The following is a 17,445-nucleotide window of genomic DNA, read 5'->3' as shown; positions in this document are numbered from 1 at the left end:
CAGTACTTACTAACCAATTAGTCAAAAGTCTTTGGGAGCGGACGAGAATCGTCCAGAATCGAGAATCTTCCCCTTTAGAGACCCAATACCGGCGGGATTGTGGGCAAATGTCACTGACGTGTAAGTCAAAACAGTTAATTAGGATCCGACGTACGTCAAGACGATGGCCGACCCGCTCGAACGGTCGTTTTCCGAGACCGACGAGGCGATCATGCGCGCAACCTATCGTGCGCTTCGGGAACACGGGTACGCGGATCTCACGATCGAACGGATCGCCGACGAGTACGGCAAGTCGACGGCGGCGATACACTATCACTACGACACCAAAGACGACCTGCTCGCGGCGTTTTTGGACTACGTCATCGACCAGTTCGTCGAGACGATTCACGAAGTCGAGACGACTGCGCCCGAGCAACGACTCGAATTATTGCTCGATAAGTTGCTCGTCGATCCGAAGGACCACCGGAACTTTCTGATCGCCCTGCTGGAAATGCGGAGCCAGGCACCGTACAACGACGCCTTCGAGGACCGCTTCCGGCAGAACGACGAGTACGTCCGGTACTTGCTGGAGACGGTGATCGACCACGGGATCAAGGCAGGCGTCTTCGTCGAGGCCGACTCCGAGCACGTCGCGAGAGCGATCATGACGATCGTCGACGGCGCGAGGACACGGGCCGTCATCCACGGCGAGACAGACACGCTTTCGACGGCGCGACGGGCGGCCGATGAATACATCGAGGCTGTTCTCTTTGCATAACGCGTAGAACCCGTTAGAGTCCGAACTATCCGAGTATGACCGAACGCAGTCGAGACCGTGCTGTCGTCTGTATCGGGTCCCTCAGTGTCGAATAGCGCGCAGTCGGAACAACGAACGGATCACGTCCGTTCGGTAATCGGGTCCGGTTGCGATTCAGTGGACCGATCGATTTCCGTCGAACACCAGTGACAGAACGAGAGTTCGGGATCGAGTTCGTTTCCGCAGTTCGGACAATGAGTTCGTGCCCCCTCGACGGTGTTGCTGACCCGCTGCATCACGTTCTGGGCGCGTGCCAAGATGTACGCATCAAGAACGGAAAGCAGACTCACGACGAACAGTGGCCCGAGAGCCACCGGGTCCGGGACAGACCCGGCGGCGAGCGACGCGATGGCTGTCGGATCCACCAAAAACAGTCCCACACCGGTCACCACGACGAGCCATCCCAGCGCACGACGCCATCGCCCCAGATAGAGATGCCCCAGTCCGGTGACCAACGACGAAAGGAGGGCCGCAAGCCACGGTCGCTTTCGCTCACTCGGCTGTCTCATGCTGATAACTGAACGGTTAGTCAGCCATAAGCATTCTGTTCACCAGACGGGCATCACTGCAAGTAGCACTCGAGCCACCACAAACGTTACAATTCAGAAATGTGACGAGATAATAATGGGTGGTTGATACAGTCACGCATGCCGTTCGGCAGCGTGCCGACGGCAAAGAATGGTCGTCAAACAGACCAGAACGCTAAAGAGGGCGACTAACCGTGTAATTACTGTGTGGACGGGGCAACCACATCGGAAACGCAGCGACGACGCGAGTGTGAACGGCAGGGGATCCACGCTGGCAGCTAGCTCTGAGACGAGTTGATCGCCGGCGGACCGACGGAGGCCACGATAGACAAATGGAAGCCACCGGGGAGCCGTCAAACGTCGTGTTGATCACGGTCGACTCGCTCCGAGCGGACGCGCTCGGGGCGTACGACGGGGGCCAACACACGCCGGTGATGGACGGGATCGCCGAGCGCGGGACCGTCTTCGAGCACGCCTTCGCAAACGGCAACTGGACGCCGTTCTCGTTCCCGTCGATGCTCGCGTCCCGGCCAGTTTTCGCCGATTCGGATCGGGTCGGAATCGCCGACTCACCGTCGCTCGCGTCGGTGCTCTCCGAGGCGGGCGTCGCGACGGCCGGGTTCAACGCCGCCAACGGCTTTCTCACGTCCCAGTGGGGCTACGACGAGGGGTTCGACGAGTTCGAACCCTTCGTTGCCAGCGTCGGTTCGAGCATCTACAGCCGGTACCTGGCGACCCATCCGACGGTCGAGGCGTGGCTCCAGTTCGCGGCCTCCCCGCTCCGGCGGATCGGTTCCTGGCTCCGGCGGGAAACCGACGCCCGGCCATTTCTGGACACCTCTCGAATGTTCGACGTCGAGCACGCCGCCCAGTCGTTCCTCGAAGACACGTCCGAGCCGTTTTTCCTCTGGATCCACTACATGGACGCCCACACGCCGTACGTCCCGGCTCCGCGGTACATCCGGGACGTCTCGAGCGATCTGTTCGGGACCCACCGGATGCTCCACGCCCACGCCCGGACCGGGCTGGGCTGGGAAGTCGGCGAGCGAACCCTCGCGGACCTTCGGACGCTCTATCAGGCTGCCGTCCGGCAGATCGACGCCAGCGTCGGTCGGGTCCTGGAGACGCTCTCGGAAGCCGGCGTCGCCGATGAGACCGCGGTCATGTTGGCCGGTGATCACGGCGAGGAGTTCCAGGACCACGGGCATCTCGCCCACTATCCGAAGCTCTACGACGAGCTAATCCGGGTTCCGCTGCTCGTCGACGTACCCGGGACGCCGGCCAGACGGGTCGACCGGCAGGTTGGGCTCGATTCGATCCCGCCGACGGTGGCCGACCTCCTCTCGGTAGACGCCCATCCGGCGTGGGAGGGCCACTCACTCGTCCCGACGCTACTGGACGGCGAGCTACCGGCCGACGAGCCGCTCGTCTCGATCACTGTCCGCGGCGAAGAGGTGACGAGCCAGCCGATCCCGCGCTCGCTCGACGACGGCGAGTTGCTCGTCAGCGTCCGGGATCGGGAGTGGACGTACATCGAGAACGTCGATACAGGGGCGACGGAGCTGTATCATCGGCCGTCGGATCCGACCCAGCAGGACGACCGTTCGGCGGACATGACCGACGAGGAACGACGGATCGTCGAGGACTTTGCCGACATCGTCGGCGAGCACGCGAGCAGGATCCGCGGCGGGGCGGCGGGGTCGGCCGAAGCGGGCGCGGAGACGGACGCAGAAGTCGACGATGACCTACAGACACGCCTGAAAGCACTGGGCTACCGATGATGGTACGACCAACACTCAGAGCGCTTCACAGCGGGCCCTACGCCAGGCAGCTCCGGCGGTTCTTCGTCGTCGGGTCGTTCGCGGCCGGCGTCCAGATGGTGTTGCTCTGGGTGTTCGTCGAGTTCGGGGACCTGGAGTACCTCATCGGGGCAGTGGTTGCGATCGAACTCACGATCGTCCTCTCGTACGTCCTCAACAACGCCTGGACGTTTCAGACGATGCAAAACACCGGCGTCGCCGAGTATCTCTACGGCCTCCTCAAGACGAACGTCGTCCGCGGGACGGCAATCCCGATCCAGCTCGTCGGGCTGTTCGTCCTGGTCGAGTGGGCAGCCATCCCGTACTTGCTGGCCAACGCCGTCGCGATCGGCGTCAGCGGACTCTATCGGTTCGCACTCGACACCCACTGGACGTGGGGGTAAGGCGCGTCAAACGCCACCAGAAACGCTCCCGTCGGTCGCGTCTCGCGTCACTCGCGGTACTACTCTTCGATCTCTAACCGCCGGAACGCGTCCACAATCGCCTGCTTTGCCACCGCACCTCTCGTCGTCCGAGTCCACCTTTTTCCGCTCGGGTGCTTCGCTCGCGGTTTCACCGCTCGCTCCGCACCACTCGCGCAAAAATCTGGACCAAAAATCCGCTCGTTCCCGTTGGTCGCGTTGCTCACGGGTCACTTCGTTCCCCGTTCGCGTTTCCGAGACGCTCCCGTCGGTCGCGTCTCGCATTGCTCGCGGTCTACTCCTCGACGTCCAGCCGCCTGAATGCGTCCACAATCGCCTGCTTTGCCACCGCACCTCTCGTCGTCCAGTGGTGTGCGTAATCCAGCATGTCGTCGTAGACGTCGGGCTTGCAGCCGGCTGCCTTGGGGTGGCCGCCGCCGTTGACCTGGGCGGCGACCTCATGGGCGCGCTCGAAGGTGTCGGTCCCGCGGATCGACGCCGAGCCGGCTGGTTTGACGATCACCGCGGCGTCGGCCCCCTGCTCGCGGAGTGCCTCTGCGACCTCGTTCTGTGAGCAACGACCGTAGGTCACGCCGACCGTCCAGGGGCCGACCTCCCGCAACTGGGCGCGCTCGACGGCCTTCTCGACTAGGGCTTCCTTCTCGATGCGGCGCTCGGCGAGCAGCTCCTCGGCCTCGGCCGGGAGGTCGGCACCGTGCTCGCGGACGATATCGATGTACTCCGCAGGTTCGGTCCAGTGGGCGAGATCGGCCAGGTCGTCGCTTCGGGGATCGTCGCGGATCCAGAGGTCGTGATCACGGGTGACGGCCGTCAGATCGACGAACCGATCGTCGAAGTCGGCGTCGAGTTCGGCCAGTGCGACGTCGGCGGTACACGCCTCCTCGGACTCGCCGACAGTGAGATCCACGCCGGCGTCTTCGACGGCGGCGGCGAGGTCGTCGTCCCACTGGTGGTGATCGAACCACCGGACGGACCCAGCGCGGGCTGTAATGTCGGCCAGCCCTGCGATGTCCTCAGTGTCGTCGGGGCAGAGATCACAGACGAAGACGTCCGCGCCGGGTTCGAGGTACTCGGCGGTCCATTCGAAGGCACGGGCGAGGTTGTGCGGACTCGCCTCCAGGAGTGCCGCCTCGCCGGCCGCTTCCCGGATCAATGCGACGCAGGCGAGCCCATCGGCGTCGGGGTCGGCAATGACGACCGTCCCGGCGTCGGCGAGCGTCTCTGTCGCCTCACGTTCGCGTTCGGCCTCCTCGACAGTGTCAGGATGAAAGAAGCCCTCACCGGGGAGGATCGACTTGCGCTCGATCGAGAGACGGTCGTCGTCGATAAGCCAGTCGTCCACGCTTAGGCCTCCTGTCGTGTCGCGGCAGTAGCTTGGGTGCCTTCGAGCTGTCGGACGGTCAACACGGGGACGGGCGAGCGTCTCACGACGGCTTCAGCGACGCTGCCAAGCAGGAAGGCATGCTCTCCGTGACGGCCGCGCGTGCCAGTCACGACGACGTCGGCCCCGATGTCCGCGGCGTAGGCACAGATTTCGTCGGCGGGTCGGCCTTCCCTGACAGCCGTGACGAGGGGCTGGTCTGTCTGTCCGGAGAGTTGCGCAAGCGCGTCCTGACCGTGCGCTCGAAGGGCGTCCTCGAGATCGTCCCGGACTGCCGCCGGCGAGGCGGTGACCTCGCCCGCGTCAGTCACATAGAGCGCGTGGACCGTGGCATCGAACCGACGGGCGAGATCGAGGCCGACCGTCACCGCTCGATCGGCACTCCCGGAACCGTCAGTCGCCAAAACGACAGTATCGTACATGGAGCAAAGGGACGGTCGGCTCGTATAAAGGTTCAGCGACCGCCGCCCGCAACCCCCGGTGGGCTTGGACCGATGCGGACCGATCGGGGCGGAGCGCAAGCACGGCGAGACGCCCAGTGGGTTTTTTGATGGCTCCACTCGCAGGCTGGCGTAATGGCCGTCGAAATCGACACGGTCCTGGTTCCGGTCGACGGGACCGACCGATCGGAGCAGGCGATCGAGCACGCATTGCCGATCGCAGCCCGCTACGGGGCCGAATTACACGTCCTGCACGTGATCGACGAAGCAGTCGCCGCGGGACTCGAACACGGCAACATCGAAGCCGATAGCGTCGCGAACGAACATCGGGCGTTCATGCGCGCGGTCCGGGAACAGGTGCATGCTGACGGCCACGACATCGCGCTCTCGCAGTCGACCGCCTTCGGGTACTCGGCGAGTTCGCTACGTCGTCATCCAGTCAGCGTGATCCTTGATGCCGCCGAGGACATCGAGGCGGACTTCATCGTCATCCCGCGACAGTGTGCCATCGACGAACCGGGGGCGATGCTCGGAAAAGTTGCCGAGTACGTCCTCTCGTATGCAAGCCAGCCCGTCCTCTCCGTCTAGGGGTCGGCGGCCGACGAGTCGTCACCGGGATCGGCGATCCGGATCGCCATCTCCAGTTCGAAGCTCTCGGTGTTTCTGATTTCGAAGCCGACTTTCTGGTAGAGCCCGATCGCGGGTTCGTTCCAGCGTTCGACCGTCAGCCAGACGCGCTCGATGCCCTCGCGTTTCCCATAGCCAAGCAGGGTCTGGAGCAACTCCGTGCCGATGCCCGCGGACTGATGGGTCCCGAGGACGAAGATTGCGAGTTCGTGGGCGCCTTCCTCGTCCGGGACTAACATCGCGTGGCCGACCGGGTCGTCGTCGTGCCAGGCGATCGCGTTCAGACAGTCGGATTCGAAGACGCGTTCGAGCCACCGACGGATCGACTGTTCGTCGACCGGCGGGATCCCCTGGGCCCGGTCCTCCGAGTCGAAGGCCTCGTACATCGCGACTAACGCTTCCCGGTCGTCGTCAGCGACGCGGACGACGATCTCCCGGTCTTCCCCGTCGACGAAGCGATGGGGCGGCGTCGGGAACGGCCCGGATACCTCCACCGGATAGGAACGATCGTCGTTCATCGGATGAGTGTCACCGGGGTTTCGGCGTTGAGTATCACGAACTCGGCGATCGACCCGAGCTGAATCTTCCCGAGCGGACTGCGAGTCCCGCCGCCGATCACCAGCCTGTCAAAGTCCCCCTCGTCGGCGAGCCCGACTAGTTCTCCGGCGGGATGTCCCGACAGGCGGTGGATCTCCGCCTCGACGCCCGCCGATTCGAGAGTCTCACGGACGTCGGACTCGACCTCGGTTGCCGTCGCGTCGACGTCCTCGGCGTCGAATATCGCCACCGCGAGCGCCTCGCCAGTTTCCTGTACCCGCTCGACAGTGTCCTCGAGCGCGCGTCGGGAGCGTTCACTCCCGCCGACTCCCAACAGGATTTTCATATGTCTCCCATTGGGGTAGCGCCTAAAAAGTCTCTGTTCCTCGCTACGCGTACCAAAGAGGTAACGGGGGGCAGCGACGACATGTTTTTCATACCGGGGCCGAACGTCACCGCATGGACGACCGCTCACCGCCCGCAGACGAGGAAGGCGCAAACGACGGCTCGTCGTCTCCGGCGGACGAGGACTCCGACCCCGCGGCGAGCGCAAATGAAACCACGGCCCAACAGCCCGATGCGACCGACGCGGCAACGAGGGCCGATCCGGAAGAGGAGGAGGAACCACAGACTGACCCGGAAGAGGCGTCACGTGCTCACGCGGACAAAGCCGACGACGAATCCCCGGACGAACCCGACGGCGTTCCCGAAGACGTCCGATCGTACGAACGCTTCCAGAAAATCGACGGCGGCACCTACGAGCGCGCCAACGATTTCCTCCGGGAACGTACCTACATCACTGCCCGCGAGTGGGCGATCGCCCGGCTGTGTGCCGACTTCCGGACCGAGACCGGCGTCGAGATGACCAAGATCGGCGAGAACCTGCCCGAACTCGTCCCCTTTATGACCGATACCTACTCGCCCCAGGCGGTCAATCAGGCCCGAGCCTCCTTCGAAGAGAAGGTCCGGATGGCCGGCGCAACCTTCCTCTATGGGGCGATGAGCGACTTCTTCACCGCCGACGAACTCGACGATCTGATGTACGAAGCCACGGAAGTGGCGAAGTTCCTCCTGGAAGTCGAAGGCGTCGAGTTGAGCGTCGGCGAGGAACTCGAAGCCGAAGATCGCATCTCTGAAGTCATGCGCGAAGTTCGCGATCAAAGTGTCGCGCTGCGCCACGACGAGGCCGAGTGCCCCGAGTGCGGGCATACCTTCGAAGTCGCCGTCGACGGCGAGTGACTCCCGCACGGCCGCGGAGATGGACGACGTATTTGAATGCGCCGAGTCGACGCCCGGCCGACTGGACGGTCAGTCGTCGGCCCGCCCGCCCCGGACGCTCGCACTCGTCGCGCGGTGAAAGAAGACGGCGGCGATGCCGCCGAGAACGAGATTCAGGCCGATGATAACCGCGAGCGCCGGGCCGAGCGTGTTCCAGAGGCCACCGAACGCCGATACCTCGAGGACGCTGAGGGTGTCCTGGCCGAGCACGATCGCCCGGACGGTCTCGACGCCGTAGGTGACAGGGTTGACCGTCGCGACCAGCTCCATCCACCCGGGCAGGAAGTCGGCGGGCAGGAACGCCGTCGAGACAAAGAGGAGAGGCAACTGGGGGACGTTTGTCCAGAGCGACGTCGATTCCGCGTCACGCGTCACCAGCGCCACGATGTTCGAAACGGCGGCGTACCACAGTGAGAAGAGCACGACGACCAGTCCGATCGCGAGGACGCCGACGAACCCGGTCCGGACGTATGGCCCCGGCGCGCCACCCGTATCGATCCACAGGGCGACGTACCCGATCACGAGGATCAGTCCCGTCTGGACGAGAATCTGGAGGACGTCCGCGAGCGTCTTCCCGAAGACCATCGCGCTGCGGTGGATCGGCGCGACGAGGGTCTTCTCGAACATCCCGCTCTCGATGTCCTCGACCAGCCCCATCCCCGAAAACGCCGCCGCGTCCATCGCCGAGAGGATCGCGACCGCCGGGACGAGGTAGGTGATATAGGAGACGTCCTCGCCAAGCGCCGACTGGAGCGGGCCGACGGTCACCTCGCCGAACAGTTCTGTGAACAACACGAGCAACAGAACCGGCGTGAACAGCGCGCCGACCACGAGATACGGGTTCCGGACGGTCTTGCGGACCCAGCGGACGAACGTGATCCAGACGTCACCGGGAACTGAGTTGCCGGATGCGCGCTGGCGGCCTTCAGCAGCCGCGCTCGCATCGGCGGCGGATGCGCTCATCGGTCACCTCCCGGCGTGACGGCGGCAGCCTGCGATGCCTGTGTCGGCTCCTCGCCGGCGTCCTCGCCAGTCAGCGAGAGGAACACGTCATCGAGCGTGGGCGAATGGACCTCGAACCCGGTGACGGCCAGACCCGCCTCCGAGAGGGCAACGAGGAGGTCGGGGGCGGCCGATCGCGCGCGGTCGGCGGTAACCGAAATCCCGTCGTCGGTCGGCTCGACAGCCGACGGGTCAAAGCCCACGTCGCGAGCGATCCGGCGGGCCTCGGCCCGTCGCTCGTCGTTCGGGTCCGCGAGTGTGACCTCGAGGACGTCGCCGCCGATAGCGGCCTTGAGTGTGGCTGGCGTGTCGGTCGCGACGATCGATCCGTCCTGGAGGACCGCAATCCGATCACAGAGGGCGTCGGCCTCCGCGAGATACTGGGTCGTGAGAAAGACGGTCACACCGCGGTCGTTGATCGCCCGGACGTGCTCCCAGAGACGGTTTCTGGAGCGCGGGTCCAGTCCGGTCGTCGGTTCGTCGAGGAAGACGATCGGTGGCTCGTGGACCAGCGCGGTCGCGACATCGAGCCGTTTCGCCATGCCCCCGGAGAACGTCCCCACCTGGCGATCGGCGTCGGCTTCGAGGCCGACGAGTTCGAGGACGTCCGCGATCCGATCGGCCCGCTCCCCGCGAGAGACGCCGTATAGATCGCAGGCGAACGCCAGGTTTTCCCGGGTGGTGAGCGTCTCGTCGACGCTGGTCTCCTGGGCCATATACCCGATCGAGGCCCGCACCGCCCGCGGCGAATCATGCGGGTCGAAGCCGTTGATCCGCACCGATCCTCGGGTGGTTCCAAGCAGCGTCACCAGCGCTTTGATAACGGTGGTCTTGCCGGCCCCGTTCGGCCCCAGGAATCCGAAACACTCGCCCTCCGCGACGGCGAGGTCGATCCCCCGGACAGCCCGGGTTCCGTCCGCGTATGTCACCGCGAGATCGGTCGCTTCTATCGCGTTCCTATTTCGTGTCTGCCCGTCGGTCTGAGCTACCATCGGACAGAACGGGGACCGGAGGCACCCTCGGCGTTATCCCGAGCATGCACGGGGGAGCTATACCACCCCCTCGAAAGTGGCCGATCGGACCTGCCCGGCTCCTGGCGACGATAGGCCTACCTGACACACAGGAATTATATCTCCCGGGGCAATCTACGCCGGTTGTATGCGGTACGCGACCGTCGTCATCTCGCCGACCGACGACCCCGGCCAGGCCGAGGACTACGACGAGCACTACGGCGGGAGTGGATCGGCCGATCCGCGGGAGGTCTGGCTGCACGGTGCTCACGTCGCCACGCAGGAGACGATCGAATACATCAATCTTCTCGATGACGGGACCGTCGTTGTCGTCGCCCAGTTCCGGGGCGATCCGGATCGGCTCGAAGCGATCGACGACGAGTATCCCGGGGTGCTCTCCTGTTCGGTGAGCGAGGGCGAAACCCCGCTGGTCTCGGTGCACTACGAGCCCAATCCCACCGAGCAGGCCCTGATCGAGGTCATCGATCGCGAGGCGATCACGGTCGACTGGCCGGCCAAGATGACTCCCGAGGGCCTTCGCGTGACGGTGCTTGGCACGGAGTCGGCGCTGCAAGCGATCTTCGACGCCGATCCGCCGGGAGCGAGCCTCCGGCTGGAACGCTCGGGGGAGTACCGGGCCGATCAGGACGACCCGACTCAGCGCCTGACCGATCGTCAACAGGAGATCCTCCGGACCGGCCTCGAACTGGGCTACTACGAGATCCCACGGACGGCGACACAGCGGGAGATCGCCGAGGCGTGTGACGTCTCCCGCGGGACGGTCGGCGAACACCTCAGACGGGCGGAAGCGACACTCGTTCGCGGGGTGCTGAGCGAGACCGTCGAGCGGCAGTGACCGTGCGGGTCGTCCATGGTGATTCGGTGCCGTCGGCCGATCCGTCAGGCAGGTAGCGTCGGTGGTCTATTCCGCTGATTCAGCGCTGTCGACCCCTTCCGGGGATTGGTCATCACTGTCGACCAATTCGTCGGGGAGCATTTCCGCAGTTGCTTCGCCCGCAGTATCCGCCTGTTCGGTGGCCTCGCCCTGATCTCCCGTCTCGATTTCATCGTCAGTATCCGCTGTGGGACGCTCCAGTCGGACGTTTCGGCCTTGTTGGTCCTGGAAGCTCTCTTCGCCATCGGTTCGTTCGTAAACGATGGCTCCCCGGACTATCGTGCGCTCCGGGAAGACAGCGCTCCAGCCCTCGAAGGGCGTCCAGTCACACGTCGTGTGGAGATCGTCGGCCCGAATCTCCCGGGTGGCCTCGGGATCGACGAGGACGAGATCGGCGTCATATCCCTCGGCGATCCGCCCCTTCCTCGGCAGGTCAAACAGCGCGGCCGGGTTCGCGGCCGTCAGATCACGGACGCGTTCGTACGAGAGGTGACCGCGGCGGGCCTCTTCTAGCAACAGCGGCAGGGCTGTCTCGACACCCGGAACGCCGCTCGGGGCGTCCCAGATGCCGGCGTCCTTCTCCCCGCTAGTGTGGGGGGCGTGATCCGTTGCGATGATGTCGACCTGGCCGTTTCGAACGCGGTCGTAGACGCGCTCGCGGCGCTTCTCGCGGCGTAAGGGCGGGTTCATCCGGCCATGCGTTCCCAGATCATTGAGATTCGATCGGGAGAGAAACAGGTGATGGGGCGTCACCTCGGTACTCACGCCGGCCTCGCCGGCGGCGTCGATCGCCTCCGGCGTGCTCGCGTGGGCGATGTGAACGTCGACGTCGTACTCGCTGGCGAGGGCACAGACCCGCTCGACGGCGTCGATCTCGGCTCGCGCCGGTCGATAGGCCGACCACGCGTCGGCGTCGCTGCGGTCGCGCGCGCCGAGGTTGAACCGGCTCTCGTCTTCGGCGTGGACGGTAACGGTCACGTCAGCCTCGGCGGCAGCCGCGAGCGCCTCCCGGAAGCGTCGCTCGTCGATCCCCATGTCGCCGGTGGAGTCCGCCAGGAACACCTCGCCGAGGGCGAAGAGTGGGCGGTCAAGCAGCGAGTCGGGATCCCACCGCGGCGAGACGCCACCGTTGAGGCCGAAGTCGACGATCGAGTCGGCTGCCAGACCGGCCTTTTGGTCGAACGCATCGCCGTCGACAGTCGGCGGGTCGGTATTGGGCTGGTCGACGACAGTCGTCACCCCCCCGGCGGCCGCACTCCGCGAGCCGGTCGCCCAGGTCTCCTTGTGGCCCGCTCCCGGTTGTCGGAAATGGACGTGTGTGTCGATCATGCCCGGCAACAGGCGCTTGCCCGTCGCGTCGATTTCAGTATCGTCTTCCCCCGAGAGGCCCTCGCCGACGGCCGCGATCTGTTCACCGTCGAGGCGAACGTCCCGACGGCGGCCGTCAGGGAGCGTCGCATTCCTGATGAGCATGGATTCGGATCGATGCCCCGCGACCCTAAGTGTCCCGGAGTAAGACAGCCGAGGTGCGCAGAGACCCCGGGACGTTCGCAGGTTCTTAGCCCGTGGCACCTGAGGTCCCGGCATGGACGACTGGAACAAGCGACCGCGGATCTCGACGGACTACGCCTATCGGGGGATCGACGCCTCGGTCCTCGAGAACCGTCACCTGCGCGTGATGGTCTTACAGGGCAAGGGCGGGGACATCCTGGAGTTCAGGGACAAGCGGACCGACGTCGACGTACTCTGGCACGCCGATCACGAGTGGTCGCCGCCCCCGAGCGTCCTCCAGGGGGCCGAACCGTCGTGGGACGAACACTACCCAGGCGGGTGGCAGGTCAACCTCCCCGTCGCGGCCGGTCCGCTCGAGTTCCCGGGCGGCACCTACGAGCACCACGGCGAGACCGCACTCGTGCCCTGGGAGGCGTCGATCGCCCGCGACGACGAGACGGCCGTGACCCTCGAACTCACGACGGACCTCCGGCAGTATCCCTTCTCGATCACTCGCGAGTTGACGCTACCGGCCGACGCCGCCCGCCTCGAGATTCAGGAGTCGGTCACCAACGAGGGGGCGTTCGAACTCGAATACGCCTGGCAGCAACACCTCACGCTGGGGCAACCGCTGATCGGCCCACAGGCCCACCTCGACGTCCCGGCCGAAAAGGGGTACGTCGAGGACTACGACCCCGGCAACGAGTACAACCGACTCGAGAGCGGTGCCACCTTCGAGTGGCCGAACGCGCCAGGTGCAGACGGCGGGACGGTCGACCTGGAGACGTTCCCGCCGACGGACGCCCGGCACAACGACATGGCGTACCTGCGCGGGTTCGAGGAGGGATGGTACGCCGTCACCAATCCGGAGCTCGACCTGGGTTTCGGTATCCACTGGCCGGCCGACGTCTTCGAGTCGCTGTGGTACTGGCAACCCTTCGGCGGCGTGGAGGCCGCGCCCTTCTGGGGGCGCAACTACACGGCCGGCCTCGAACCGACGACGTCCCATCCCGGCCACTCCTATCCGGGCGCCCAGCGCGAGAACGGCACGATGAAGACACTCGGTCCCGGCGAGACGGTCGAGGCGTCGTTCGTCGCGACGACGTTCAGTGGAGCGGAACGCGTCGATCGCGTCGGGCCTGACGGGACGGTTGAGACGCAGTAATCGCCCATTAGATCTTCCAAGAGCATATCGAAATGAGATCGGTGTCAGACCCCCCATCTTTTTAGTTTGTGAGCGAGTATGTTCAGCCGAAATGGCCGAGAACGACAAACGCCGTGAGCTTCGAAAGAACTCAAAGAGTGGAGGGAACAACCCCAAAGAGATCCCTGCAACGATGGCGAAGGGTGAAAAACCCACATCTGACGACGAGTAAGCGTGGCCCTATCGTTCCCCGACATTTTAACTAATCTAGATCAGATATTAGAATCGCTAACACTATTTTTCCCTGCCTTCTTCGCGTATTTTGTTTACGTCGGCCTTCGAACGTCAGACTTCGAGGAGCTAAAGCGTAGCCACGTCATTCTTGTCTTGTTCTTTGCTCTGTTCTTTCAGATACTTCAAGATATCACCGCCGATATTCCGTTGTTAGGCCATGAAATAGTGTTCTATTTTGTTCTCCCGCCAGTCCTCGGAGTGATTTCGGATATCATTCACCGGATATTCGCTACGAAAGGGGTAGATTTCTATCAAACAAAGATCGTTGAACGATCTGACACACTTGCGTTGAAAGACGTGGGCAATGTTAGTCGCTGGCAAAAGACGATTCGAGAGTATACTGAGGATGGATTGGGTGATTTCACGAAGGAGTACTACGTGGAAGTCGATCTCGAGCCTGTCGATCAAGACGTAAATCCTACCCGGGGATTTCTCAACGGCTACAGCGAAGACGATATTGAATTGATTAGGTTCGATAATCTTTCAGAAAAAGATTTTACAGGGATCGGTTTTCCAGATCTCGATCCCGATGAGTTGACCAACACCGTCGAGATCATCCCTCGAAACAAGATACAATCCATTCGCATCTACAGGGTCAAGATGGAAGACTTTGAGCTCGAATGAGAAGGGAACTCGTTCGCCCACAAAACACCCGCTTCAATTAGGGTGGTATTGCCATAAATTAGCCGTGAACGGCACTATAACTGCCATTACGCACGCGGATTCGATGAGAAGACCAGTCAAGATCTCATCCCTCTATCGTCGGCCGCTTCGATTAACAGGTGCTGAGAGATTTCTCGAACTCGATAAGCTCGTAGCCATTGACGCGACGTTCATCCCGTCGCTCGTACCCGCGATCGGGGTAGAACTGCTTCGCCGCGGCCTGTCGGTCGGCGGTCGTCAGGACGATCCGAGCACAGCCCCGCTCGGCGGCGGTCGCCTCCAGCCCGTCGAGGATCGCCGTCCCGTAGCCCGCCCGCTGGTGGGCGGGATCGACGGCGATCCGCATGAGTTCGGCTGTCTCGCCCTCGACGAGGAGGCCGCCGCAGGCGACGACCCGGCCATCACGCTCGGCGACCAGGAACTCCCCGCCAGACCTGAGATACGTCTCTTCGATCCACCGGAGATCTTGGTTCCCGGGGACATCGTCAGGATCGGTCCCCGCCGCCCGGAGTGCCGCCCGGTGGACGCGCCGCACGTCGGGGCCGTCGCCGGGCTGAAATCGGCGGACGGTCGAATCGCTGGAACGGCCGGTCATCAGGCGAATTCGATCGACTCGCGGTCGAGTACCTCGCCGAACAGCCAGTCGGCGTGCTCCAGGGCGTACTCTCGGTGGTCTTCCTCGAGGTAGCCGACGGCGTCCTCGACGAGGACCGGGCGGTAGTCCCGAAGGCCGGCACTCCCGGCGGTGTGGAGGACGCAGACGTTCGCGAGCGTCCCACAGAGCACCAGGTCGTCGATCCCGTGAGCCGTGAGCCACCCGTCCAGCTGGGTTTCGTGGAAGGCGTCGTAGGTGTGTTTCTCGACGATCAGATCGGCGTCGCGGGACTTGAGTTTCGAGACGAGTTCGGCGTCCCAGGTTCCCTCCCGGACGTGTTCACCCCAGCGCTCGAACTCGTCGTAGTAGTGGGCGTCCTCGAACTGCTCGTCCGTGTGGACGTCCCGAGTGTAGACGACTGACGCGCCCATCTCACCGGCGCGGTCGACCAGTTCGACGCAGGGGTCGACCGCGTCTTCGCTCGGCGGTGCGTAGAGACTCCCCTCCTGGTGACAGAAGCCGTTTTGCATGTCCACGACGACGACGGCCGTCGAATCCGGATCGAATTCCATGGCGTGGCGTCCTACGGTCGGCCGGACAAAAGACGTTCGGGCGTCGGCGTACAGACGGTCCGTCTTCGGCGTTCGCTGTCAGATTTCAGAGTATGTAGCTGTTCAGTTGTTTTTAATATCGGGGGCGTTCGACGTTCGATCGCATGGTCTCCCGCACCAAGATCATGGCGGCTATCGTCGTCGTCGCACTGGCCCTCCAGCCCGTGACGATCGCGACGGCGACAGCGACCGACGTATCGACGCCGACAGCGAGTGACCCACTCTCAGTCGGTGACGTCCCCGAGACGACACACGACGAAACGGAGACGAACGGGACAGAAACGAACGAGACGCATCCGCCGGACCCCGAGAAAGACGTCCTCGGGTGGGAGAACGGCTACTGGTACAACGAGTCGATTTCCGTCACACCCGAGGACGGGTTGAACGAGTCAGAACTCGACGCGGTTGTGGCCCGGAGCATGGCTCGCGTCGAGCAGGTCCGACAACTCGAATTCGAGGAGACAATCCCGGTCGAAGTGATCTCCCGGGAGGAACACAGCGAGCAGGTCGTGAACCAGTCGAACGCGACTACCGCACGGCGCTTGCGCGCGAACACCATGTTTGAGGCGTTGTTCATGGTCAACGAGTCGGCCAATGTGATCCGCGATGCGGAGCAGAACCGGGCCGCCTGGCTCGGATACTACGGCGACGAAGAGATCAAGATCATCTCCGAGAACGCCACGACGCCGAAGATGGACGAGATCGTCCTCTCACAGGAACTGTTCCACGCCCTCCAGGATCAGCAGTTCAATCTCTCCTCGGTAGGTAACCCGACCACCACGGAAGAAGCCAGAGCCAGACATGGCATCGTCGAGGGCGACGCCAACTACGTCGATTATCTCTACCAGAAGCGGTGTGAGAACGAGTGGAACGGAACCTGCATCATGCCCGAGCGATCACAAAGCGGATCGAACGCCGACGTCGACACCCACGTCGGCCTCCAGATGCTCACGTATCAGCCCTACAGCGACGGTCCGGCGTTCGTCCGGGACATCCAGGAGTTGGGTGGATGGAGCGCGGTGAACGCGATCTACGACAACCCACCCGCATCGACCGAGCAGACGATCCACCCGGAGAAGTACGGCAAAGACGCACCGACGTCAGTGTCCATCGAGGACCGTAGCGACGACCGGTGGCGACCGCTCGACATCAACGGGACAGTCAACTACGCCTCCTTCGGCGAGGCAGGGTTGTACATGATGCTGTGGTATCCGGGCTCCGAGACCAACGGTGCGATCGATATCATCCCGTACACCAATATCGTGAATGACGACAGGCCCGGCGAACTCAATCCATACAACTACGATCACAGGTACACGGCCGGCTGGGACGGCGACAAACTCGTGCCGTACGTGACCGACGAGTCGAGTGCGACCAACGAGACTGGCTACGTCTACAAGACGATCTGGGACTCGCCGGACGACGCCGAGGAGTTCCAATACGGGTACGAGCAACTCCTCGAGTTCCACGACGCGGTCTCCGTCGAAGGCTACGAGAACGTCTACCGGATCCCCGACGGCCAGGAGTTCAACGACGCCTTCTACCTCGATCGGGATGGCGAGACGTTCACGGTCGTCAACGCGCCGAGCATCGAGGAACTCTCGGCCGTCCGTGAGGGGGCAGCTCCTGAAGTCGAGGAGACGACCAAGACAGACGGATCGGCCGAAACGGACGATTCGACAACGGACACTGACGAAGCGACCGGGACAGACGTCTCTACTGCCGAAATTGACACGGCGGCCGAGACGGACGATTCGACGACCGAAAGCCAGGACGGAACCGACCGGCAGTCGACCGAAACGACGACAGCCTCCGGTCCCGGGTTCACGCTCGGGGCGGCAATCCTCGCGCTCGTCGGGTTCGTTTTGGTCGTCTCTCGCCGTCGCTGATCCGGGCCACCACTATTTTATCA

Annotated in this window: 19 protein-coding genes; 9 read left to right on the top strand and 10 right to left on the bottom strand. The window is 63.7% G+C overall.

The annotated features are described in order from the left end of the window. Nucleotides 1–163: 163 nt before the first annotated feature. Nucleotides 164–757: a TetR family transcriptional regulator C-terminal domain-containing protein gene (locus tag SVXhr_RS03335; protein ID WP_275739430.1), complete on the top strand. Its 594-nt coding sequence runs from the start codon at nucleotides 164–166 to the stop codon at nucleotides 755–757. 119 nt (nucleotides 758–876) lie between these two features. Here the strand turns inward: SVXhr_RS03335 and SVXhr_RS03330 are convergent, their stop codons facing one another. Then, nucleotides 877–1,305 carry a zinc ribbon domain-containing protein gene (locus SVXhr_RS03330; protein ID WP_275739428.1) on the bottom strand — a complete coding sequence of 143 codons (429 nt, stop codon included), beginning with the start codon at nucleotides 1,303–1,305 and terminating at the stop codon, nucleotides 877–879. A 350-nt stretch (nucleotides 1,306–1,655) separates the two neighbouring features. On the opposite strand from SVXhr_RS03330, the gene SVXhr_RS03325 reads away from it, so the two are divergent. Both SVXhr_RS03325 and SVXhr_RS03320 read left to right on the top strand, forming a co-directional pair. Then, the gene (locus SVXhr_RS03325) at nucleotides 1,656–3,104 is read left to right on the top strand and encodes a sulfatase (protein ID WP_275739426.1); all 1,449 of its coding nucleotides are present in this window, start codon (nucleotides 1,656–1,658) and stop codon (nucleotides 3,102–3,104) included. Continuing rightward, nucleotides 3,104–3,526 carry a GtrA family protein gene (locus tag SVXhr_RS03320; RefSeq protein ID WP_275739424.1) on the top strand — a complete coding sequence of 141 codons (423 nt, stop codon included), beginning with the start codon at nucleotides 3,104–3,106 and terminating at the stop codon, nucleotides 3,524–3,526. The genes SVXhr_RS03325 and SVXhr_RS03320 overlap by 1 nt, the downstream gene beginning before the upstream one ends. A gap of 313 nt (nucleotides 3,527–3,839) precedes the next feature. Here the strand turns inward: SVXhr_RS03320 and SVXhr_RS03315 are convergent, their stop codons facing one another. Next, nucleotides 3,840–4,907 (bottom strand): recombinase RecJ, encoded by a 1,068-nt coding sequence (locus SVXhr_RS03315; RefSeq protein ID WP_275739422.1) that lies wholly within the window; start codon nucleotides 4,905–4,907, stop codon nucleotides 3,840–3,842. A 2-nt stretch (nucleotides 4,908–4,909) separates the two neighbouring features. Beyond that, nucleotides 4,910–5,368, bottom strand: a complete 459-nt coding sequence (locus SVXhr_RS03310) for a universal stress protein (RefSeq protein ID WP_275739420.1) — start codon at nucleotides 5,366–5,368, stop codon at nucleotides 4,910–4,912. Nucleotides 5,369–5,521: 153 nt separating this feature from the next. On the opposite strand from SVXhr_RS03310, the gene SVXhr_RS03305 reads away from it, so the two are divergent. Continuing rightward, entirely contained in the window at nucleotides 5,522–5,974 is a 453-nt protein-coding gene (locus SVXhr_RS03305) for a universal stress protein (protein WP_275739418.1), read from the top strand. Here SVXhr_RS03305 and SVXhr_RS03300 read toward each other — a convergent pair. Together SVXhr_RS03300 and SVXhr_RS03295 are read right to left on the bottom strand one after the other, a co-directional pair. Next, entirely contained in the window at nucleotides 5,971–6,531 is a 561-nt protein-coding gene (locus SVXhr_RS03300; protein ID WP_275739416.1) for a GNAT family N-acetyltransferase, read from the bottom strand. The two genes, SVXhr_RS03305 and SVXhr_RS03300, sit on opposite strands and share 4 nt — an antisense overlap. Continuing rightward, the gene (locus SVXhr_RS03295) at nucleotides 6,528–6,896 is read right to left on the bottom strand and encodes a universal stress protein (RefSeq protein WP_275739414.1); all 369 of its coding nucleotides are present in this window, start codon (nucleotides 6,894–6,896) and stop codon (nucleotides 6,528–6,530) included. The genes SVXhr_RS03300 and SVXhr_RS03295 overlap by 4 nt, the downstream gene beginning before the upstream one ends. Nucleotides 6,897–7,009: 113 nt before the next feature. Between SVXhr_RS03295 and SVXhr_RS03290 the strand changes: the two genes are divergently transcribed. Next, the gene (locus SVXhr_RS03290) at nucleotides 7,010–7,789 is read left to right on the top strand and encodes a DUF5806 family protein (RefSeq protein ID WP_275739412.1); all 780 of its coding nucleotides are present in this window, start codon (nucleotides 7,010–7,012) and stop codon (nucleotides 7,787–7,789) included. A gap of 69 nt (nucleotides 7,790–7,858) precedes the next feature. Here SVXhr_RS03290 and SVXhr_RS03285 read toward each other — a convergent pair whose 3' ends face one another. Further along, nucleotides 7,859–8,791, bottom strand: a complete 933-nt coding sequence (locus SVXhr_RS03285) for an ABC transporter permease (RefSeq protein WP_275739410.1) — start codon at nucleotides 8,789–8,791, stop codon at nucleotides 7,859–7,861. Further along, nucleotides 8,788–9,822, bottom strand: a complete 1,035-nt coding sequence (locus tag SVXhr_RS03280; protein ID WP_275739409.1) for an ATP-binding cassette domain-containing protein — start codon at nucleotides 9,820–9,822, stop codon at nucleotides 8,788–8,790. Before SVXhr_RS03280 ends, SVXhr_RS03285 begins: the two co-directional genes overlap by 4 nt. A gap of 166 nt (nucleotides 9,823–9,988) precedes the next feature. Here SVXhr_RS03280 and SVXhr_RS03275 point away from each other — a divergent pair, with 166 nt between their 5' ends. Continuing rightward, nucleotides 9,989–10,696 (top strand): helix-turn-helix domain-containing protein, encoded by a 708-nt coding sequence (locus SVXhr_RS03275; protein ID WP_275739407.1) that lies wholly within the window; start codon nucleotides 9,989–9,991, stop codon nucleotides 10,694–10,696. Between the two features lie 66 nt (nucleotides 10,697–10,762). Here SVXhr_RS03275 and SVXhr_RS03270 read toward each other — a convergent pair whose 3' ends face one another. Further along, a complete protein-coding gene (locus SVXhr_RS03270; RefSeq protein WP_275739405.1) occupies nucleotides 10,763–12,208 on the bottom strand; it encodes a dihydroorotase in 1,446 nt (481 codons plus the stop codon). A 112-nt stretch (nucleotides 12,209–12,320) separates the two neighbouring features. Here SVXhr_RS03270 and SVXhr_RS03265 point away from each other — a divergent pair, with 112 nt between their 5' ends. Together SVXhr_RS03265 and SVXhr_RS03260 are read left to right on the top strand one after the other, a co-directional pair. Next, nucleotides 12,321–13,391, top strand: coding sequence for an aldose 1-epimerase (locus SVXhr_RS03265; RefSeq protein WP_275739403.1), 1,071 nt, complete (start codon nucleotides 12,321–12,323; stop codon nucleotides 13,389–13,391). 213 nt (nucleotides 13,392–13,604) lie between these two features. Further along, nucleotides 13,605–14,288: a hypothetical protein gene (locus SVXhr_RS03260; protein ID WP_275739401.1), complete on the top strand. Its 684-nt coding sequence runs from the start codon at nucleotides 13,605–13,607 to the stop codon at nucleotides 14,286–14,288. Between the two features lie 151 nt (nucleotides 14,289–14,439). On the opposite strand, the gene SVXhr_RS03255 is transcribed toward SVXhr_RS03260, so the two are convergent. Next, on the bottom strand, nucleotides 14,440–14,922 hold the full coding sequence (locus SVXhr_RS03255) for a GNAT family N-acetyltransferase (RefSeq protein WP_275739399.1): 483 nt from the start codon (nucleotides 14,920–14,922) through the stop codon (nucleotides 14,440–14,442). Beyond that, complete coding sequence (locus SVXhr_RS03250; protein ID WP_275739397.1) at nucleotides 14,922–15,494, bottom strand: cysteine hydrolase; 573 nt, start codon at nucleotides 15,492–15,494, stop codon at nucleotides 14,922–14,924. Before SVXhr_RS03250 ends, SVXhr_RS03255 begins: the two co-directional genes overlap by 1 nt. 143 nt (nucleotides 15,495–15,637) lie before the next feature. Between SVXhr_RS03250 and SVXhr_RS03245 the strand changes: the two genes are divergently transcribed. Further along, nucleotides 15,638–17,422, top strand: a complete 1,785-nt coding sequence (locus SVXhr_RS03245) for an Hvo_1808 family surface protein (RefSeq protein WP_275739395.1) — start codon at nucleotides 15,638–15,640, stop codon at nucleotides 17,420–17,422. Nucleotides 17,423–17,445: the final 23 nt, after the last annotated feature.

Origin of the sequence: Halorhabdus sp. SVX81, from assembly GCF_029207715.1 — an archaeon.
In the GTDB taxonomy this organism is placed as follows: Archaea; Halobacteriota; Halobacteria; order Halobacteriales; family Haloarculaceae; genus Halorhabdus.
This window is presented reverse-complemented; position numbering and strand designations above follow the sequence as displayed.